Origin of the sequence: Kitasatospora sp. NPDC057223 (assembly GCF_042669755.1) — a bacterium.
Classification (GTDB): domain Bacteria; phylum Actinomycetota; class Actinomycetes; order Streptomycetales; family Streptomycetaceae; genus Kitasatospora.
Genome location: NZ_JBHUWW010000027.1, coordinates 1 through 18,821, shown reverse-complemented (window position 1 = coordinate 18,821; position 18,821 = coordinate 1). Strand labels below are relative to the sequence as shown.

15 protein-coding genes are annotated in these 18,821 nt (G+C 71.5%); 11 read left to right on the top strand and 4 right to left on the bottom strand.

All coding sequences use genetic code 11. The features are described 5' to 3' along the window. Window positions 1-4 precede the first annotated feature (4 nt). Window positions 5-1,315, bottom strand: a complete 1,311-nt coding sequence (locus ACFUK0_RS13100) for a cytochrome P450 (protein WP_380249311.1) — start codon at window positions 1,313-1,315, stop codon at window positions 5-7. Window positions 1,316-1,511: 196 nt separating this feature from the next. On the opposite strand from ACFUK0_RS13100, the gene ACFUK0_RS13095 reads away from it, so the two are divergent. From ACFUK0_RS13095 to ACFUK0_RS13070, 6 genes are all read left to right on the top strand, one after another. Then, window positions 1,512-2,582, top strand: coding sequence for an aldo/keto reductase (locus tag ACFUK0_RS13095; RefSeq protein ID WP_380249309.1), 1,071 nt, complete (start codon window positions 1,512-1,514; stop codon window positions 2,580-2,582). A gap of 92 nt (window positions 2,583-2,674) precedes the next feature. Next, window positions 2,675-2,845: a hypothetical protein gene (locus ACFUK0_RS13090; protein WP_380249307.1), complete on the top strand. Its 171-nt coding sequence runs from the start codon at window positions 2,675-2,677 to the stop codon at window positions 2,843-2,845. Window positions 2,846-2,986: 141 nt separating this feature from the next. Next, entirely contained in the window at window positions 2,987-3,313 is a 327-nt protein-coding gene (gene fdxA, locus ACFUK0_RS13085) for a ferredoxin (protein ID WP_380249305.1), read from the top strand. Between the two features lie 208 nt (window positions 3,314-3,521). After that, entirely contained in the window at window positions 3,522-4,628 is a 1,107-nt protein-coding gene (locus ACFUK0_RS13080; protein WP_380249303.1) for a DUF5959 family protein, read from the top strand. Between the two features lie 253 nt (window positions 4,629-4,881). Next, complete coding sequence (locus tag ACFUK0_RS13075) at window positions 4,882-8,694, top strand: type I polyketide synthase (protein WP_380249301.1); 3,813 nt, start codon at window positions 4,882-4,884, stop codon at window positions 8,692-8,694. Between the two features lie 128 nt (window positions 8,695-8,822). Next, window positions 8,823-9,467 carry a TetR/AcrR family transcriptional regulator gene (locus ACFUK0_RS13070; RefSeq protein WP_380249299.1) on the top strand — a complete coding sequence of 215 codons (645 nt, stop codon included), beginning with the start codon at window positions 8,823-8,825 and terminating at the stop codon, window positions 9,465-9,467. A gap of 60 nt (window positions 9,468-9,527) precedes the next feature. Here the strand turns inward: ACFUK0_RS13070 and ACFUK0_RS13065 are convergent, their stop codons facing one another. The 3 genes from ACFUK0_RS13065 to ACFUK0_RS13055 form a co-directional block, all read right to left on the bottom strand. Continuing rightward, on the bottom strand, window positions 9,528-10,727 hold the full coding sequence (locus ACFUK0_RS13065; RefSeq protein WP_380249297.1) for an epoxide hydrolase family protein: 1,200 nt from the start codon (window positions 10,725-10,727) through the stop codon (window positions 9,528-9,530). 188 nt (window positions 10,728-10,915) lie between these two features. Continuing rightward, window positions 10,916-11,299 carry a Zn-ribbon domain-containing OB-fold protein gene (locus ACFUK0_RS13060; protein WP_380249295.1) on the bottom strand — a complete coding sequence of 128 codons (384 nt, stop codon included), beginning with the start codon at window positions 11,297-11,299 and terminating at the stop codon, window positions 10,916-10,918. 98 nt (window positions 11,300-11,397) lie between these two features. Further along, complete coding sequence (locus ACFUK0_RS13055; RefSeq protein WP_380249293.1) at window positions 11,398-12,255, bottom strand: GntR family transcriptional regulator; 858 nt, start codon at window positions 12,253-12,255, stop codon at window positions 11,398-11,400. A gap of 237 nt (window positions 12,256-12,492) precedes the next feature. On the opposite strand from ACFUK0_RS13055, the gene ACFUK0_RS13050 reads away from it, so the two are divergent. The 5 genes from ACFUK0_RS13050 (at window position 12,493) to ACFUK0_RS13030 (ending at window position 18,785) form a co-directional block, all read left to right on the top strand. After that, a complete protein-coding gene (locus tag ACFUK0_RS13050; RefSeq protein ID WP_380249291.1) occupies window positions 12,493-13,785 on the top strand; it encodes an extracellular solute-binding protein in 1,293 nt (430 codons plus the stop codon). Between the two features lie 75 nt (window positions 13,786-13,860). Then, entirely contained in the window at window positions 13,861-14,814 is a 954-nt protein-coding gene (locus tag ACFUK0_RS13045; protein WP_380249289.1) for a carbohydrate ABC transporter permease, read from the top strand. Continuing rightward, window positions 14,811-15,653, top strand: a complete 843-nt coding sequence (locus ACFUK0_RS13040) for a carbohydrate ABC transporter permease (protein WP_380249287.1) — start codon at window positions 14,811-14,813, stop codon at window positions 15,651-15,653. The genes ACFUK0_RS13045 and ACFUK0_RS13040 overlap by 4 nt, the downstream gene beginning before the upstream one ends. 26 nt (window positions 15,654-15,679) lie before the next feature. Further along, entirely contained in the window at window positions 15,680-17,197 is a 1,518-nt protein-coding gene (locus ACFUK0_RS13035; RefSeq protein ID WP_380249285.1) for a beta-N-acetylhexosaminidase, read from the top strand. A 109-nt stretch (window positions 17,198-17,306) separates the two neighbouring features. Further along, window positions 17,307-18,785 carry a cellulose binding domain-containing protein gene (locus ACFUK0_RS13030; RefSeq protein WP_380249283.1) on the top strand — a complete coding sequence of 493 codons (1,479 nt, stop codon included), beginning with the start codon at window positions 17,307-17,309 and terminating at the stop codon, window positions 18,783-18,785. Window positions 18,786-18,821 lie beyond the last annotated feature (36 nt).

The following is an 18,821-nucleotide window of genomic DNA, read 5'->3' as shown; positions in this document are numbered from 1 at the left end:
GGGCTCACTTCCGCCGACGGGCCGTGATCGGCACGTACTTGTAGCCGGAGGCGAAGTTGGACACCAGCCGCTCGGGCGTCCCGGCCAGCCGGAAGTCCTGGTAGCCGGCCAGCAGTTCCTCGAACAGGATCGAGACGGTGACCCGGGCGACGCTGTGGCCGACGCAGTAGTGCGGGCCGATGCCGAAGGCCAGGTGCTTGTTGGGCTTGCGGCGGATGTCGAAGGTGTGCGGGTCGTCGAACACCTCCTCGTCGCGGTTGGCGGCGCCGAGCCAGACCACCACGGCCTCGCCGGCGCCGATCTCGGTGTCCCGGACGACGGTGTCCTCGGTCGCGTACCGCAGCACGTGGTTGACCGGCGACGCCCAGCGCAGCGCCTCCTCGTACGCGGTGGTGTGGACCTCCGGGTGGGCCGCCCAGTCGGTGAGCACGTCGGTCTCGGCGAACTCGGCCATCACGAAGGTCGGCGCGTGCGGGGTGGTGACGTTGGCGCCGAGCAGCAGGCTGTAGCAGTTGGAGACGACCTCGGCCGCCGACATCTGCCGGTCCTCGAAGGTGGTGGAGATCAGGGTGCTCAGCAGGTCGTCGCCGAGGTGTTCGCGGCGGTGCCGGGTGAGGTCCTGGAAGTAGCCGAAGAGCTCGCGGTGGGCCTCCGTCAGCGTCGCCTCCTTGCCGTCCGGCCCCTGGAAGTCGGGGTCGTCGGCAGCGATGCAGATGGTGGTCAGGCGGGTGAGCCAGTCCCAGTCCTGCTCGGGCAGGTCCATCATGGTGCCGGTCACCGACATCGGCAGGCCGAGCATGGCCGCGCCGAAGTCGAACACGCCGCCGTCGCCCAGGGGTTCGAGCAGCTCGCGGACGATCGGGGTGATCATGCTGCGCTGGCGGCCGATCGCCTTGCTGGCGAGGGCGCGCTTCAGCCGGGCCTGCCGCGGGGTGTGCCGGGGCGGGTCGGTGACGGCTAGCTGCTGGCCGCCGGCCGGGTCGTCGGTGCCGAGGATGTCGAGCAGGGTGCCCCGCTCGGAGGTGAAGGTGGCGGCATCGCGCAGGACCAGGTCGGAGTCGGCGTACTTGACCACCGACCAGAATCCTCGGTCCGTGTCGACCTGGTGCCAGCCGAGCGTCTGCTCGGCGCGCATCCGCTGCCAGATCCGCCAGGCGTCCCCGTCGCTGTAGAGCCGGGGGTCGATCAGGTCTGCTGCCGCGCCGCCGGTGACCGGGCACCGGGATACGGGCGCATCGTGGGTAATGATGGCCGGATTCCTTTCCGGGAGATCAAATATGAACTCATGTCCATCTCGCGGCTCGAAGTCAAACATGGACTCCAGTTCATGTCAATGGGATCCTTGGGCGATGGAAGGCCGGTCCCGGCCCGCCCCGTGCGCAGACTGACGAACTGTCAGAACTGTTGCGCCAGAAGGTGGGTCATGTACCGTCGGGACCCCCAACCCCCTGTCACCGCGCCGGTCCGCACCCCGGCGCGGCCTCCGCCACGACTGAATGAGGAGCCGGACCATGCACTACCGCACCCTGGGTGGCAGCGGCATCGAGGTCAGCGCGTACTGCCTCGGCACGATGAACTTCGGGTTCGTCGGCAACCCCGATCACGAGGACTGCGCCCGGATCGTCCACACCGCGCTGGACCACGGGATCAACTTCGTCGACACTGCGGACATGTACTCGGCCGGCGAGTCCGAGACCGTGGTCGGCAAGGCGCTCGAAGGGCGGCGCGACGAGGTCGTGCTCGCCACCAAGTTCCACTTCCAGATGGGCGAGGGTCGCAACCGCAGCGGCAACTCGCGCCGCTGGATCGTGCAGGCCGTGGAGGAGAGCCTGCGGCGGCTGCGGACCGACTGGATCGACCTCTACCAGGTCCACCGCCCCGACCGCTCGACCGACCTGGAGGAGACCCTCGCCGCGCTGAGCGACCTGGTTCGGGCCGGGAAGATCCGCACCTACGGCCTGTCCACCTACCCCGCCGAGGACCTGGTCGAGGCGCACCACCTGGCCGAGCGCCGCGGCCTGCTGCGCCCGCGCACCGAGCAGCCGCCGTACTCGCTGCTGGCGCGCGGCGCCGAGGCGGCGGTGCTGCCGACCTGTCAGCGGCTCGGCATGGGCGTGCTGACCTGGAGCCCGCTCGCCTTCGGGTTCCTCTCCGGCGGCTACCGGCAGGGGCAGCCGGTCGACCTCACCCGGGGCCGCGCCGCCGTGGTGCCGAGCCGGTTCGACCCGAGCGTCCCGGGCAACGTCCGGAAGCTGGAGGCGGTCGAGCGGTTCACCGAGCTGGCCGACGAGCTGGGCTGCACCCTGCCCGAGCTGAGCATGGCCTTCGTGACGGCGCACCCCGGCGTCACCTCGGCGATCATCGGCCCGCGCACCCTGGAGCAACTGGAGGCGACGCTGAAGGGCGCCTCGCTGCTGCTCGACGACGCGGCGATGGACCGGATCGACGGGATCGTCCCGCCCGGCGTCAACCTGTACGACCCGAACGCCTCCTGGCCGCCGCCGGCCATCGCCGACGCCGCGCTCCGCCGCCGTCCGCTCGCCGGGCGCAGCGCCGCGCCGTCCGCCGTGCCGACCCATTGACATTGAATTTGAGTCTATGTTTGCCTGGTGAAGAACAAATGCACTCAAGTTCAAGTTCCGTGAACTGCCGACTGGAGGCTGCCATGTATGCGATGTCCCACCCCCATCTGCCGCAGGAACAATTCGAGGTCCCGGGCGGCGAGATGGCCCGGATGGAGAGCTACGAGCACAGGTCGGCTCCGGCCGGCGGATCCCTCGGCGGTGCCCACGCGCCGGACGGGGTCGGCAGCAGCGGCGACGCCCCGTACCTGCGCGGGCTCTAGGCGGCGTCTTCAGACTTCCGTCGTTCGCCCGTAGGGCGGCCGGGCGGCGTTGGGGTGTGTGCCCCAACGCCGCCCGGCAGAGGGGAGTTTGACGACGCGCCCCAGGGTCTGTCCGGCACCCCTTCTGAGGAGGAACAGCACGTGGCCTATGTGATCGCGCAGCCCTGCGTGGACGTCAAGGACAAGGCGTGCATCGACGAATGTCCCGTCGACTGCATCTACGAGGGCGCCCGCTCGATGTACATCCACCCCGAGGAGTGTGTCGACTGCGGAGCCTGCGAACCGGTCTGCCCGGTCGAGGCCATCTTCTACGACGACGACCTGCCGGACGAGTGGGAGGGCTACCGGAAGTCCAACGCCGGCTTCTTCGACGTACTCGGCTCGCCCGGCGGCGCCGCCAAGCTCGGCGCCGCCGAGCGGGACCACCCGTTCGTCGGCGGGCTGCCGCCGCAGAGCCCGGCCGGCTGAGCCGCCGGTCCGCCGGTGCCGCAGACCTGCTGACGCCCCCTGATCCGTTGAAACCCTGACCTGCTGAACCCCTGACCCCTGCCTCTGCCCCAGCGACGGCCTGAATCGGAGACGGACCATGGATGCGCGCGGTGAAGTTCCGATCCAGGCCGGGACACGGCGAGACCGCAACCGGCAGCGCGTCCGGGACCGGGTCTACGCCTCGGCCATGACCCTGATCAGCGAGAAGGGCTACGCCGGCGCCTCCGTGGAGGACATCGCGGAGCACGCCGACGTGGCGCGCGGCACCTTCTTCAATCACTTCCCGCGCAAGGAGGCCCTGATCAGCGCCTGGGTCGAGGCGCGACAGGAGCGCCTGATGGAGCGGCTCACGCTGGCGGGCCTCGGGCGGTGGGGCTCCGGGCGGGAGCGGCCGGGCTCGGCCGAGGGGATGCGGCAGTGCCTGGCCGTGCTCGGCGCCCTCAACGAGGAGGAGCCCGAGCTCAGCCGGGCGATGCTCACCGCCTGGGTGCAGACCGGGCGGCCGTTGGAGGAGGAGCCCTACCTGGGGGAGATCCTCGCGGAGCTGGTCGAGATCGGCAGGGCCCGTGGGGAGATCGCCACCGGGCTCAGCTCCCAGCAGGTCGGCCAGGCGCTGCGCGACCTCTACCTGGGCGCGCTCTACCGGTGGACCCGGCGGGCGGCCCGGGGCGAGGGGCCGGGCCGGCTCAGCAGTGAGCTGGCGTCGGTGCTGGAACTGGTCCTGCACGGCCTGGCCGTCCCCGAGTGCCGGGCCGCTGACGGGTACGTGGACGTCGTGGCGGGCTGTCTTGCTCCCGCCGGAAGTCGTCGGCCGGCCGAGGCGGAAGTGCGTCAGGACCGCCTCGACTCCGAGGGGGGCGGCATGGTGGCGGCCCACCGGTTGGATCTGGCGCTGCTGTGCGACGACGAAGGCAACAGCGTGCGCATCACCGTGCTCGGCCCCTTGCCCGGTGCGGCCGGTGGGCTCGCTGCGGAGATCGTCGTCGACACTCCGTTCGTGGCCGGCCGCCTGGCCCTCTCGCTGTGCCGGTCCCGGCTCACGTCCTGGGCCGAGGCCCTGGACCGCCTGGAGGCCGGTGAGGATGTCGCCCTGACGCATGTCCGGCGCGGGCCCTCCGTCTTCATCCGCCTGAACGGCGTGCGGGACTGCCCCGAGGTCGTGGTGGACGACGATCTCGCCTCGATGGCGACCGTGCGGGTGCCCGTCGATCTGCCGTCCGACTGGGTCGCCACCCACCGGGGCCGGTTGGCCGCCGTCCTCGATGCCTGGGACGGGCACCTGTCACAGAACTGAGTTCAGCCTGCGCCGGCACGCCGTGTCCGAGGACTCCTCGGAGTACGCGGCGGTCGGCATTTCGGTATCAAGCGTCAGATTTTGCTCCCCTCACGGTACTTCGCTGATGCGGTTCGAAGGATGGACTCCAAGTCCATCGACAGAACCCCGTGAACAAACTTGAGTTCCGGTGTAAGTTTGGATCCAGATCGCCCTTGAGTCGCGCTCTGTCATGCACACTACCGGTCTTCTCCTACCGAGATGGGGCCAACCCATGGAGCACTCACACCAGCACGCAAGTACCGAGGTCGCCGTCGTGGGCATGGGGTGTCGCTTCCCAGGAGCGGACGATCCGGAGCAGCTCTGGGAGAACCTGATCGCCCAGCTGGACTCGATCACCGTGGTGCCCGCGGAACGGTTCGACGTCGGGGCCGACTACGACCCCACCCCCGGTGTCCCCGGCCGGACCGCCTCCCGGCACGGCGGCTTCGTCGCCGACCCCTTCTCCTTCGACTACGGCTTCTTCGGCATATCGCCCGCCGAGGCCCGGGTCATCGACCCCCAGCAGCGGCTGCTGCTGCACGCCACCTGGGAGGCGTTCGAGGACGCCGGCATTCGCCCGTCGACCCTGGCCGGCACCCACGCTGGCGTGTTCATCGGCCAGGCGACCGCCGAGTACTCGGAGGCGACCCGCTCCGACACCGGCCCGAACGTCCGTGACGTGGCGGGCAGTCGGCTGCGCGCCGTCACCGCCGGGCGGCTCTCCTTCGCCTTCGACCTCTTCGGCCCCAGCGTGGTGCTCGACACCGCCTGCTCCTCCTCCCTGGTCGCCGTGCACCAGGCCCGGCAGAGCCTGCTCGCCGGGGAGTGCGACCTCGCCCTCGCCGGCGGCGTCAACTTCGTCATCTCCCCGCACGACGCCATCGCCTACTCCCAGGGCAGCATGCTGTCGCCCGCCGGCCGCTGCCGCTTCGGCGACGCCGGTGCCGACGGCTTCGTCCGCAGCGACGGCGTCGGCGTGGTCGTGCTCAAGCGACTGTCGGACGCCGAACGGGACGGGGACCGAATCCTCGCCACCCTGCTCGGCAGCGCCGTCACCAACGACGGCCGGGGCAGCGGACTCCTGCTGCAGCCCGCGATCAGCGGCCAGATCGACATGCTGCGCGCCGCCTGTCGCACCGCCGGCATCTCCCCGCAGGACCTCGACTACGTCGAGGCGCACGGCACCGGCACCGCGGTCGGTGACGCCGTCGAACTGCAGGCGCTCGCCGCCGCCACGGCCCGCTCGCGCGCCCGCCCGCTGCTGACCGGCTCGGTGAAGACCAACATCGGCCACGCCGAGTCCGCGGCCGGCATCGCCGGGCTGATCAAGGCCGTGCTGATCGCCCGGCACGGTGTCATCCCGGCCTCCCTGCACTGCGTGGAGCCCAACCCGGTGATCGAACAGCACGGGCTCGGCGTCGCCGTCGTCACCGGCACCACCCCGCTGCGCAGGAGCGCCGACCGGGCCCGGCTCGGCGTCAGCTCCTTCGGCATCTCGGGCACCAACGCCCATGTGGTGGTCGGCGAGTACCTCCCCGCCCCGGCCACCCCGGTCGCCCCCGCCGTGTCCGCGCCCGCCCCGAGCCGCCGCGGCACCGCCGAACAGCTGCTGGTGCTCAGCGCCCGCTCGGCCCGCTCGCTGACCCGGCTGGCCGAGGACTGGGCGACCCACCTCACCGACGGGCCCGGCCGCGAGCTGCCGCTCGCCGACCTGTGCGCGGCCGCCGCGCTGCGCCGCGACGTCCACCCGTACCGGCTCTGGGTCCGCGGCGACAGCCACCAAGTGGTGGCCGAGCGCCTGCGAAAGCTGGCCGCCGGGACGGCGATCCCCGAGGGCGGCACTGCCGAGGCGGGCTTCGGCGGGCCCCGCCGACTGGCCTTCGTCTTCCCCGGCCAGGGCGCCCAGTGGCCCGGCATGGGCCGCCGGCTGCTGGAGACCTCCCCGGCCTTCCGGGAGAAGCTGATGGAGTGCGACGCCGCGATCGACCGGGAGCTCGGCTGGTCGGTGGTCGACCTGCTCAGCCACGTCGACGAGTTCCCCACCGACATGGACCGGGTCCAGCCCTCGCTCTGGGCGGTCGGCGTCGCCCTGGACGCGGCCCTGCGCGAGGCCGGCCTGACCCCCGAGGTGTGCGTGGGCCACAGCATGGGCGAGGTCGCCGCGGCCCAGAGCGCCGGCGCCCTCGACCTGGCGGACGCGGCCGCGGTGATCTGCCGCCGCAGCCGGCTGATGCGCCGGCTCGCCGGGCGCGGCGCCATGCTCGCGGTCGAGCTCTCCGCCGAGGGTGCCGAGGAGGTGCTCGCCTCCGACCCGGAGTTCGCCGCGGTGTGCGTGGCGGCCCGGAACTCCCCGTCGTCCACCGTGCTGGCCGGCCCGCCGGCCGCGCTGGCCACGATCGCCGGGCGGCTGCAGGGCGCCGGAGTGCTCTGCCGCCTGGTCAAGGTCGAGGTGGCCTCGCACTCCCCGGACATGGACCTGATCGGGGCCGACCTGCTGGCTGCCCTGGACGGCCTGGCGCCGCGCCCGGCCCGGACCGAGCTGATGTCCAGCGTCACCGCCGCCCCCGTCACCGGCGAGGAACTCGACCCGGGCTACTGGCTGGACAACCTCCGCCGCCCGGTCCGCTTCCTCGACGCGGTCCGGCACCTGGCCAAGGCCGACACCGTGTTCCTGGAGGTCAGCCCGCACCCGGTGCTGACCGCGGCGATCGACGAGACGGTCACCGAGGGCGGCGGCGCGGCGGCCGCCGTCGCCACCCTGCGGCGCGGCGGCGACGAGACGGTGCTGCTGCTGGAGGCGGTCGGCCGGGCGTTCGCCCAGGGCGCCGCCGTCGACTGGTCGCGCTGGTACGGCTTCGAGCCCGCTGCGGTGCCGCTGCCCAGATACCCCTGGGACGCCACCCGGCTGCGCCGGGCCGCGGCGACCGACGTGCCCGCGCCGCTGGTGCGCGAGTACCGGCTGGACGGCTTCGGCCTGCCGGGCACCGGCGCCGGGGTGGCGGTGCGCGGTACGGAGCCGGTCTTCCCCGCCGTCTTCCTGGAGGCCGCGCTCGCCGCCGCCGACGAGGCCGCACCCGGGACGCGGTTCGTGCTGACCGGGGTGCGGCTGGGCGATGCCGGGCTCACCCTCGCCGACGTCCCGGCCGCCGTGCTGGTCGTCACCGTGGACGCGCCCGCACCGGACGGGTCCCGCGGGGTCCGGGTGGAGGCGAGTCTGGGCACCGGGGCGCCCCGCGAGCTCTGCGCGGGCGGCCGCCTGGAGCCGGCCGCCGGCGCCGCGCCCGACCGGCGCGAACTGTTGGAGACCAGCCTGGCCCGGCACCGCGAGTACCTGTCCGCCGACGCCCTGTACGAGGGTGCCGCGCAGCGCGGCTTCCAGGTCGGGGCGGGGCTGCGGAAGGTCGAGCACCTCTGGCGGCGCGGCGGCCGGGTGGTCGCCATGGTGCGCCGCGAGGGTGCCGCAGCGGCCGTCGGCTGGGAGGCCGGGCTGCTGGCCATGCTGGCCGGTTACCCGTCCGGCGCCGGCTACCTGCCGGTCGGCTTCGGCACCGTACGGCGCCACGTCGCCCTCCCCGACGAGTACTGGAGCCTGTGCCGCGTCACCCCTGGCCCGGGCGGCCGGTCGGCCCGCGGCGACGTGCTGCTGCTCGCCACCGACGGCTCGGCGCTGGTCGAGTTCCTGGACATCGAGCTGGTCGCTCCGGCACCGCGCCCCGGCCCCCGGCCCGCCGCGCGGGTCGCCCCGTCGGTCGCCCCGCCGACGGTCGAAGCTGGCGCGGTTCCGGCGGCGGCCGGGACCGCCGGGCCGGCCCCGGCCCCCGCCGCGCGCGCCGCGAACGACGTGGTGCTGCACCGGGTGTCCCGGCTGCTCGACCTGCCCGAGGCGGAGATCGACCGCCGCCGCTCGCTGCGCGACCTGGGGCTGGACTCGCTGATGGCCGCACAGCTGCGGGCACAGATCCGCTCGGACTGCGGAGTGGACCTCACCGCCGGCCGGCTGCTCGGCACGGAGAGCCTCAACGGCCTGCTGGCGACGATCGGGTGAGACCTCTCACAGCCCGACCCGTATTTGCCGGAGTACAACTTCGACTGTGAATCATAGTTAAACTGAGGTGCACCGAGTCGGGGGGGAGTGTGCCCTCCCCGACACGACACCATCGATCGGAGACCCCGTTGAACTCCACGCGAGCTGAAGCCGCGCCGGAGGCGGCGCCCCTCGGGCGCCGCGAGCGCAACAAACTTCGGGTCAGAGAGCGCCTCTACACCGCCGCGCTCACGCTGTTCACCGAACAGGGCTACGACGAGACCTCGATCGACGAGATTGCGGAACGCGCCGACGTCGCACGCGGCACCTTCTTCAACTACTTCCAGCGCAAGGAGGACCTGCTCGGGACGTGGGGCGAGATGCGCCGCGACCAGCTGCGGGACTCGCTCGCCGCGGACGCGCTGGGCGCCGGTGCCACTCGGACCCGGTTGCAGGCCTGCATGCGGGCCCTCGGGAAGATGAACGACGAGGACCAGAAGGAGACCAGGGCCGTGCTGATGGCCTGGGTGCGGGCCGGCCGGCCACTGCTCGAAGAGCCGTACCTCGCAGAGCTGTTCTCCGAACTGGTCGCCGACGGCGTGGTCCGCGGCGAGTTCCGCGAGGGCACCGACGCCGACCGGGTCGGCCACGCCCTGCGCGACCTCTACCTCGGCACCCTGTACCGCTGGTGCATGCAGCCCGGCCGCAAGGGGGCGCTCTCCAAGGAGCTGCTCGCCATCCTCGACATCCTGCTGTACGGGGCCCTCGCCCAGCCCGCCCCCGCCCGGGCCTGACCGGCCCCTCCGCGCGGGCCCGACCGGTGCCGCCTCCCCGCAGGAGGCGGCACCGCCCGTTCACGCCCCGGCCGCCGCGCCGAGCTGCCCGAAGAAGGCCCGGATGTCGGCGGCCAGCAGCTCCGGCTGCTCCATCGCGGCGAAGTGGCCGCCCCGGTCCAGCTCGGTCCAGCGCACGATGTTGTTGGTCCGCTCCGCGATGTGGCGCAGGACCAGGAAGTTCTCCGCCGGGAACAGCGCCACGGCGGTCGGCGCGGTCGACGGCTCGGCCGGCCGTCCCCAGTAGTCGGCGTGGGTGCGCTCGTAGTACAGCCGGGCCGAGGACCCGGCCGTCCCGGTGAGCCAGTACAGCATCACGTTGGTGAGCAGTTGGTCGCGGTCGACGGCGTCCTCGGACCGGTCCGCAGTGTCCGTCCACTCCTTGAACTTCTCGGCGATCCAAGCCAGCTGACCGACCGGTGAGTCGGTGAGGGCGTACGCGAGGGTCTGCGGCCGGGTGGTCTGGAGGTCCGCGTAGCCCTTGCGCTCTCGGTTCCACTCGCGAAGCCGCTCCCAGGAGGCCAGCGTCCGGTCCTGTTCCCGGGGAGAGAGCCCGGCGAGCTCCTCCTCGGTGGGCTCGCTCTCCGCCGCGCCGCCCGGGATCAGGTTCAGGTGCACGCCGATCACCCGCTCGGGGTGCACCCGGCCGAGCTCCCGGGAGATCGCCGAGCCCCAGTCGCCGCCCTGCACCCCGTACGCGTCGTAGCCGAGACGCCGCATCAGCTCGGCGAAGGCCGCCGCCATACGCCGGTACTCCCAGCCGGTCTCCCGGGTGGGGCCGGAGAACCCGAAGCCGGGCAGGCTCGGGATCACCAGGTGGAAGGCGGGCGCGGAGCCCGCGCCGTGCGCCCGCGGGTCGGTGAGGGGTCCGATGAGCTCGGTGAACTCCACGATCGAACCGGGCCAGCCGTGGGACAGCAGCAGCGGTACCGCGTCAGGCTCCGGTGAGCGGACGTGCAGGAAGTGGATGTCGGCGCCGTCGATCACCGTGGTGAACTGCGGCCACTGGTTCAGCCTCGCCTCTGCGGCCCGCCAGTCGTAGGTGTGCCGCCAGTAGTCCGCCAGCTCCCGCAGGTAGTCGCCGGGGATCCCGTAGGCCCAGCCGACGCCGGGGAGCTCGTCCGGCCACCGGGTTCGGTCCAGGCGCCGGCGGAGGTCCTCCAGGTCGCTCTCCGGCACGTCGATGCGGAACGGGCGGATGGCTTCGTCGGGCGTCGTCATGTGCCCCGATCGTAGTCGCCCGAACACGGTCAAGAGCGCCGAACGGCGTCATCCGCGCCCGGGTGCCGCGTGACCGTCGGCGGTCGGCGCGCAGAGATGGAAACGACGCCGCCCGGGCGGAGCGCGTCTCGGGTGTGGTGGTTCAGCGGCCGATGTGCACGGCGCAGATGTCGTCGCGGCGCTGGGGGTCAAGGGGTCGCAGGTTGTCGCCGGACCACATCGGCCATGGTGCCGGTGGTTCTTTTGTTCGCGCCTGCTCGTATGCGGCCAGTTGCCGGTGCGGGCATGGGTGCTGACGCCAGCTTGCTGGGCGCGGCATACCGGCTGTTTGACGACGGCGCGGTCCGCGTTGGTCCCTCTTCGAGGGTGACGGCGGCTGACGTGAACGGCGTCTGCGGGAAGGCCGGGTACAGCGCCCGGTGTGTGGTGGTCCAGGAGTAGAGGGACCCGCGCCCGGAGCACAGGGCCCACCGCACCTGCGCGCTGCTGCAGTCATGGCACAGGTACCGCGGGACGGCGAGGTAGTCATGTGCTGGACGGCCCCCGGTGGCGGCTCTCTGCCTGCCGCGCATGCAGGCGTGGGCGATTGAAGGCCACCGATTCCCTCGGTCACCCCTGAAGGAAAATGTGGATCACTGCGCCGGAGGAGTCGTGTTGGTTGGAAGACGGCTCACAGGAGCGGTTGGATGTCCCCCCGGGTGAACGTCCGGCCGGCGCCGCGGGCGGTCAGGCCGCCCGACGGGATGCCGGAGCGGTGCCGAGGGCCGTCCGCGGGGGAGGGGCTGGAGGCCGGGTCGGGCTCGGCGAGGGACATCCTGGAGACGATCCGGTATCGGTCGCCGCGATAGACGGAGTGCAGGTACTCCACGGGTCGGCCTGTGCGGTCGGTGGTCAGCCGCTCGAAGCGCAAGGCGGGTGAGAGCACCGGCACGCCGAGCAGCTTGGCCTCCTGCTGGCTGACCACGGTCGGCTCGATCGCCTGGATCGCCTCGTGCACCTTGACGCCGTGCGCGGTGCCGAGCAGCTGGTAGAAGTCGCCTCTCTCCATGTCCGCCGGGGCCAGACCTGGGACGAGCTCGGCGGGGACGTGCAAGTGCTCGATGGCCATGGGCTCGTCGTCGACCAGGCACAGCCGGGCGACGCGGACGATGTGGGCGGCAGGGGTGAGGCGCAGTTTGCGGCCGATGCCGGCGCCGGCCGGGAGGGTGGTGAATTCCATGACGCGGCTGGCCCAAGTGCCGGAGGCCTTCGGGAGGCTGAAGCCCGGCCCGCCGCCGGCCGGTGCCAGCTCCTGGGTGATCTTGGCGGGGGCGAGGAACATGCCGCGGCCGTGCTCGCGGACCAGGAGCCCGGCCGCCACCAGTTCGTCGACGGCGGCCCGAAGGGTGGGGCGGGAGACGCCGAACCTCTCGCAGAGCGTCCGCTCGGACGGGATGCCGTCGCCGGGCATGCCGGCGTCCACCAGTTCCCGAAGGCACTCGCGCACCCTCGTCCGCTTCGCCCTCGCTTGGGGCGTCCCCTCGACCATCACCGTACCCTTCCGCTCGACCTAATCAGACCAGTTCCCGGACTTTACCAGTTGGATCACGCCCCGCAGTGGCCACTGAGTGCACTTGTTCCGCCACAAGTTCGCTGGTCACAAGGAAGATACGGGCCAGGAAGAGGTCTTGACCACTCTCCCCCAACTATGTCACCTTCTCCTCACGGCTTACCAGTTGCCCGACTGGCAAGCTATCCAGCCCTCCCCCATCAAGGTGGCACTACCGTGAGAACCCCCGCGCGTCCGCGCCTGCTCCCCATCGCCGCCGCCCTGGCCCTCGCCCTGACTGGCGCGGCGCTGGCCGGCTGTTCCTCCACCTCGTCCGGCTCGTCCAGCCAGGCGGCCGACAAGCCCGCCAAGCTGACAGTGTGGATCATGAAGGACAGCCTCACAGACGGCTACCTGCAGCGTTTCAAGGCCGACTACGAGGCCGGCCACGCGGGCACCACCCTGGACATCCAGATCCAGGAGTGGGACGGCATCGGCCAGAAGGTGACCAGCGCGCTGGCCAGCAAGGACGCCCCGGACGTCATCGAGGTCGGCAACACCCAGGTCGCCCAGTACGCCGTCAGCGGCGGCGTACACGACCTCAGCGACAAGACCGCCGAGCTCAACGGCAAGGACTGGATCCCCGGCCTCGCCGAGCCCGGCAAGATCGACGGCAAGCAGTACGGCATCCCGTGGTACGCCGCCAACCGCGTGGTCATCTACAACAAGGACCTCTTCGCGCAGGCCGGCATCACCACCCCGCCGAAGACCCGCGACGAGTGGATCGCCGACACCACCAAGCTCAACACCGCTGGCAACGACGGCATCTACCTGGCCGGCCAGACCTGGTACGCGCTCGCCGGGTTCGTCTGGGACGAGGGCGGCGACCTCGCGGTCAAGGGCTCCGACGGCAAGTGGAAGGGCGCGCTGGACACTCCGCAGGCCCAGGCCGGCATCGGCTTCTACAAGCAGCTGCAGGCGCTCGGCAAGGGCCCGAAGGACGCGGACGAGGCCAAGCCGCCGCAGGCCGAGGTGTTCGCCCAGGGCCACACCGCACAGCTGATCTCCACCCCCGGCGGGGCCAACGCGATCATCAAGGCCAACCCTGCGCTCAAGGACAAGCTCGGCTTCTTCCCGATCCCCGGCAAGAGTGCCGACAAGCCCGGCGCGGTCTTCACCGGCGGCTCCGACCTGGTGATCCCCGAGTCCTCCCAGCACCAGGCCGCAGCCTACGAGGTGGTCAAGGCGCTGACCGGCGACAAGTGGCAGACCGACATGGCCAAGGAGATGAGCTACGTCCCCAACCGGACCTCGCTCGCGAGCGCGCTGGCCGGCAACGACGGCGCCGTGGCGATGGCGGCCGGGGCGGTCAACGGTCACGCCACCCCCAACTCGCCGAACTGGGCGGCCGTCGAGGCCAGCAACCCGATCAAGCAGTACATGACCCAGGTGCTCACCGGCAGCGACCCGGCCACGGCCGGCAAGACCACCTCCGATGCCATCACCAAGGCCCTCAACAGCACGTCCTGACAGGACACATGCCCCAGCAGTCCACCGGCGCCGCCCCGGCCACGGCCGGCGCGACCGCCACCGGGGCCACGATCAATGGCCTCAACAGCACGCCCTGACAGGAGAGTTACCGCCGTGTCCACCGCTCCTCCCCCTACCCGTACCAGGGTCTGGCCGTATCTGCTGGTCGCCCCGACCGTGGTGGGCGCGGCGTATCTCCTGGTCTATCCGCTGCTGCGGAACCTGCTGATCTCCATCCAGCACTTCCGGATGGCCGAACTCATCCGCGGCGGCGCCCCGTTCGTCGGCCTCGACAACTACACCGCGCTGCTCGGCGACCCGGAGTTCTGGGCCGTGGTCCGCCGCACCCTGGGCTGGACCGCCGTGAACACCGCGCTGATCACCGGACTCGGCACCCTGATCGCCCTGATGCTGGTCAGGCTAGGCCGGCGCATGCGCCTCGCCGTGATGAGCGCCCTGGTGCTCACCTGGGCCACCCCCGTGATCGCCGCCACCACCGTCTTCCAGTGGCTGTTCCAGTCCCGCTTCGGAGTGGTCAACTGGACACTTGACCAGTTGGGGCTGCACCAGTTCCACGACTACGCCTGGTTCGCCCACGGGAACGCCACCTACGTCATCCTGGTGGCGCTGATCGTCTGGCAGTCCGTCCCGTTCGCCGCCCTCACCCTCTACGGCGGCCTGACCACCATCCCCGGGGAGCTCTACGAGTCCGCCCGCCTCGACGGCGCCGGTCCCTGGCAGACCTTCCGCCTGGTCACCTTCCCGATGCTGCGACCGCTGTTCGTACTGGTCACCTCGCTGGAGGTGATCTGGACCTTCAAGTGCTTCGCGCAGATCTGGGTGGTCAGCCAGGGCGGCCCGAACGGCGCCACCACCACCCTGCCCGTCTACGCGTTCCAGATCGCGCAGTCCCTGCACAAGTACGACCTCGGCTCGGCCGCTTCCATGCTGACCGTGCTGATCCTGCTCGCCGCGCTGGTCGCCACGCTGCGCCGGATGTACCGCCAGGAAGGCGAGGAGACCCCGTGACCGCCACCGCCCTGCGCAGGCTGCGCCGCGCCCCGTTGAACCTTGCCGCGCTTGTCGTCCTCGTCACCTCGGCCTTCCCGGTCTACTGGATGGTGATCACCGCCTTCAAGCCGACCACCGAGATCCAGTCCGAAACCCCGACCTTCCTCCCGCTGCACCCCACCCTCGACCACTTCGCCACTGCCGTCTCCGCCCCCGGCTTCGGTACCTACTGGCGCAACAGCCTGTATGTCACCCTCGGCGCCGTCCTCCTCGCCCTGGTCGTCGCGCTGCTCGCCGCCTTCGCGGTGGGCCGGATGCGCTGGCGTGGACGCCGGGCTTTCATCCTGATGGTGTTCATCGCCCAGATGGCCCCGTGGGAGGCGCTGCTGATCCCGATGTACGTGATCGCCCGGGACACCGACATGCTCGACAGCCTCAGCATGCTCACCCTGGTCTACTTCATGACCACCCTGCCGTTCACCATCGTCACCCTGCGCGGTTTCCTCGCCGCCGTCCCCGCCGAGCTGGAGGAAGCCGCCCTGGTCGACGGCTGCACCAGGCCGCAGGCCTTCCGCCGGATCACCTTCCCGCTGCTCGCCCCGGGCCTGCTGTCCACCTCGCTGTTCGGGTTCATCACCGCCTGGAACGAGTTCGCGTTCGCCAACACCCTGATCATCAAGAACCAGGACGCCCGCACCCTGCCGGTCTGGCTCTCCTCCTTCGCCAACGTCTTCGGCACCGACTGGGGCGCCACCATGGCCGCCGCGAGCCTGTTCATGCTCCCCGTCCTGATCGTCTTCCTGTTCCTGCAGAACAAGGTCACCACCGGCATGACCGCCGGCGCCGTCAAGGGCTGAATCCGCCCCTCTCTGGAAAGAACACCATGATTCTGCCGACCCCGGTCGAGGTCGCCTCCACTGCCGGACGCTTCGTGCTCACCGAGCACACGGCCGTCCACGCCCCCGGTGAGGCCGCGCCCGTCGCCGACCTGCTGCGCACCCTGCTCGCCCCCGCCACCGGGCTCCCGCTGCCCGGCTCGCCCGACGGTACCGTGGTCCTCGCCCTCGACCCCGCAGTCGAAGGCGCCGAGGGCTACCGGCTGAGCGTCACCCCCGAACGGGTCCTGCTCACCGCCGCCCGGCCGGCCGGACTGCGGCACGCGGTGCAGAGCCTGCGCCAACTCCTGCCGCCCGACGCCCTGCTGGACCACCGCGTCCAGGGCGTCGAATGGACGCTGCCCTGCGTGGAGATCGCCGACCGTCCCCGGCACCCCTGGCGCGGCGTCATGGTCGACGTCGCCCGGCACTTCCAGCCGATCGACCTCCTGCTGCGCACCGTCGACCGGCTCGCCCTGCACAAGCTCAACGTCCTGCACCTGCACCTCACCGACGACCAGGGCTGGCGGATGCCGGTCGACGCCTACCCCCGGCTCACCGAGGTCGGCTCGGTCCGGGCCCGCTCGATGCTCGGCCAGGCCGGCTCCGACCGCTTCGACGACCGACCGCACGGCGGTGCCTACACCAAGGCCGAACTGCGGCACCTGGTGGCTTACGCCGCCGAGCGGGGCGTGCGGGTGGTGCCGGAGATCGAGATGCCCGGCCACGTGCGAGCCGCGCTCGCCGCCTACCCACACCTGGGCAACCACCCCGAGCGCCAGCTCGACGTGTGGACCGAGTGGGGCGTGTGCGAGAACATCCTCGCCGTCCACGACGAGGTGCTGGACTTCTGCCGCACGGTGCTTGACGAGGTCATGGACGTCTTCCACTCCCGGTACATCCACCTCGGCGGCGACGAATGCCCCACCATCGAGTGGGAGACCAGCCCCGCCGCGATCGCCCGGGCCGCCGAACTGGGCCTGGCCACCCCGGCCCACCTGCACGGCTGGTTCCTCGGCCAGGTCGGCGCCCACCTGATGGCCAACGGCCGCCGCCCGGTCTGCTGGGCCGAGTACCAGGGCGGCGGTGCGCTGCCGGTGGAGTTCACCGTGATGCCGTGGCGCGACGCCGAGCACGGCCTGGACGCCGCCCGGTACGGCCACGACATCGTGATGGCGCCGCACCTCTCCACCTATCTCGACTACCCGCAGTCCGACGCCGCCGACGAGCCGCTCGGCCAGGCCAAGTTCGTCGTCGACCTGCCCACCGCCCACGCCAACGAGCCCGCTCCCGACCACTGGGGCGAGGCCGAACAGGCCAAGGTGCTCGGTACCCAGGCCCAGCTGTGGACCGAATTCGTCACCACCGCGGAGCACTTCGACTACCTCGTCTACCCGCGCCTGTGCGCCATCGCCGACCGCGCGTGGAACCCGGCCAGCGACTACACCCGCGACTTCCTGCCTGCCCTCACCCGCCACCGCCCGCGGCTGGCCGCCCTCGGCGTCCACCACGCGCACCGGCCCTGAGACCAGGTGCCGACGGCGTCAGCCGACGACACCTTGCACCACCCCGCACCACCGGTCCCCGGCCCGTCGGCTCCAGCCGACGACGCCACCCCCACGGAAAGGGATTCACGTGTCAGCACGATCTCGCTCCAACTCCCGGCTCGGATCCGCCGTCGCGCTTGCCGCGGCAGCCGGTCTCGCCGCCGCGGTCCTGACGGTCGCGCCGGCGTCCGCGGCGACCGACGCGCTCAGCGTCCAGTACCGCACCAGCGCCAGCGGCGCCACCGCCGACCAGTCCGAGCCCTGGCTGCAGGTCACCAACACCGGCACCACCACCGTGCCGCTGAGTACCGTCACCCTGCGGTACTACTTCAAGTCCGACAACCCGTCGGCAACCTACCGCTTCGCCTGCTCCTGGGCGGTGAAGGGCTGCGGCAACATCACCGGCACCTTCGGCACCCTGGCCAACCCCACGGCCACCGCCGACCGTTACCTGGAGATCGGCTTCACCTCCGGCGCCGGCTCGCTCGCCCCCGGCCAGTCCACCGGCGACATGCAGCTGCGCTTCTACCGCGCCGACTGGCAGACCCTCACCCAGTCCGACGACTACTCGTTCAGCGGCACCCAGACCTCCTACGCCAACTCTTCCAAGATCACCGCGCAGGAGAACGGCACACTGATCTGGGGCACCGCCCCGGCCGGCAACAACCCGTCGCCGTCGCCGTCCCCGACCGGCTCCACCTCCTCCCCGTCCCCGTCGCCGACCGGCTCGACCTCCACCCCGCCGGTCGACCCGAACGCCCCCGCGCTGTTCGACGACTTCAACTACGCCACCAGCAACGACGCGGCCGTCCAGGCGCACGGCTGGACCGTCAAGTCCGGTCAGGGCGGCCCCGGCGTGTCCGGCGCCACCTGGTCCCCGCAGGACATCACGTTCCAGTCCTCCGGCGGCAACAGCATCATGAACCTCCGCCTCACCACCGACGGCACGGCCTCCGGCACCAAGGAGACCGAGATCCAGACCACGGCGCGGAAGTTCAAGAACGGCACCTACGCCGCCCGGGTCAAGTTCAACGACACCCCGACCGGTGGTCCCGACGGCGACCACGTCAACCAGACCTTCTTCACCTTCACCCCGCTCAACGCGCCGATGGACCCGAACTACAGCGAGCAGGACTTCGAGTACCTGCCCAACGGCGGCTGGGGCGAGCAGGGCAACATCATGTACGAGACCTCCTGGGAAACGTACAACCCGGACCCGTGGAACGCCGTCAACGCCCACGGCCAGCAGCGGCAGTCCTACGACGGCTGGCACGACCTGCTCCTGACCGTCGACAACACCAGCATCACCTACTTCATCGACGGCCAGGTCGTCGCCACCCACGGCGAGCCCTACCTGCCCGAGACGCCGCAGTGGATCGACTTCAACCACTGGCTGATCGACCTCAGCGGCCAGTACTCCAACACGCCGCGCTCCTACGACCAGCAGGTCGACTACGTGTACTTCGTCAAGGACCAGGTCCTCACCCCGGCCCAGGTCTCCGCGAAGGTCTCCGGCTACCGCACTGCCGGCACCACCTTCACCGACACCGTCCCCGCCACCGGCTGACCGCACGAAATACCGTACGCCGGCCGCCCGATGGGC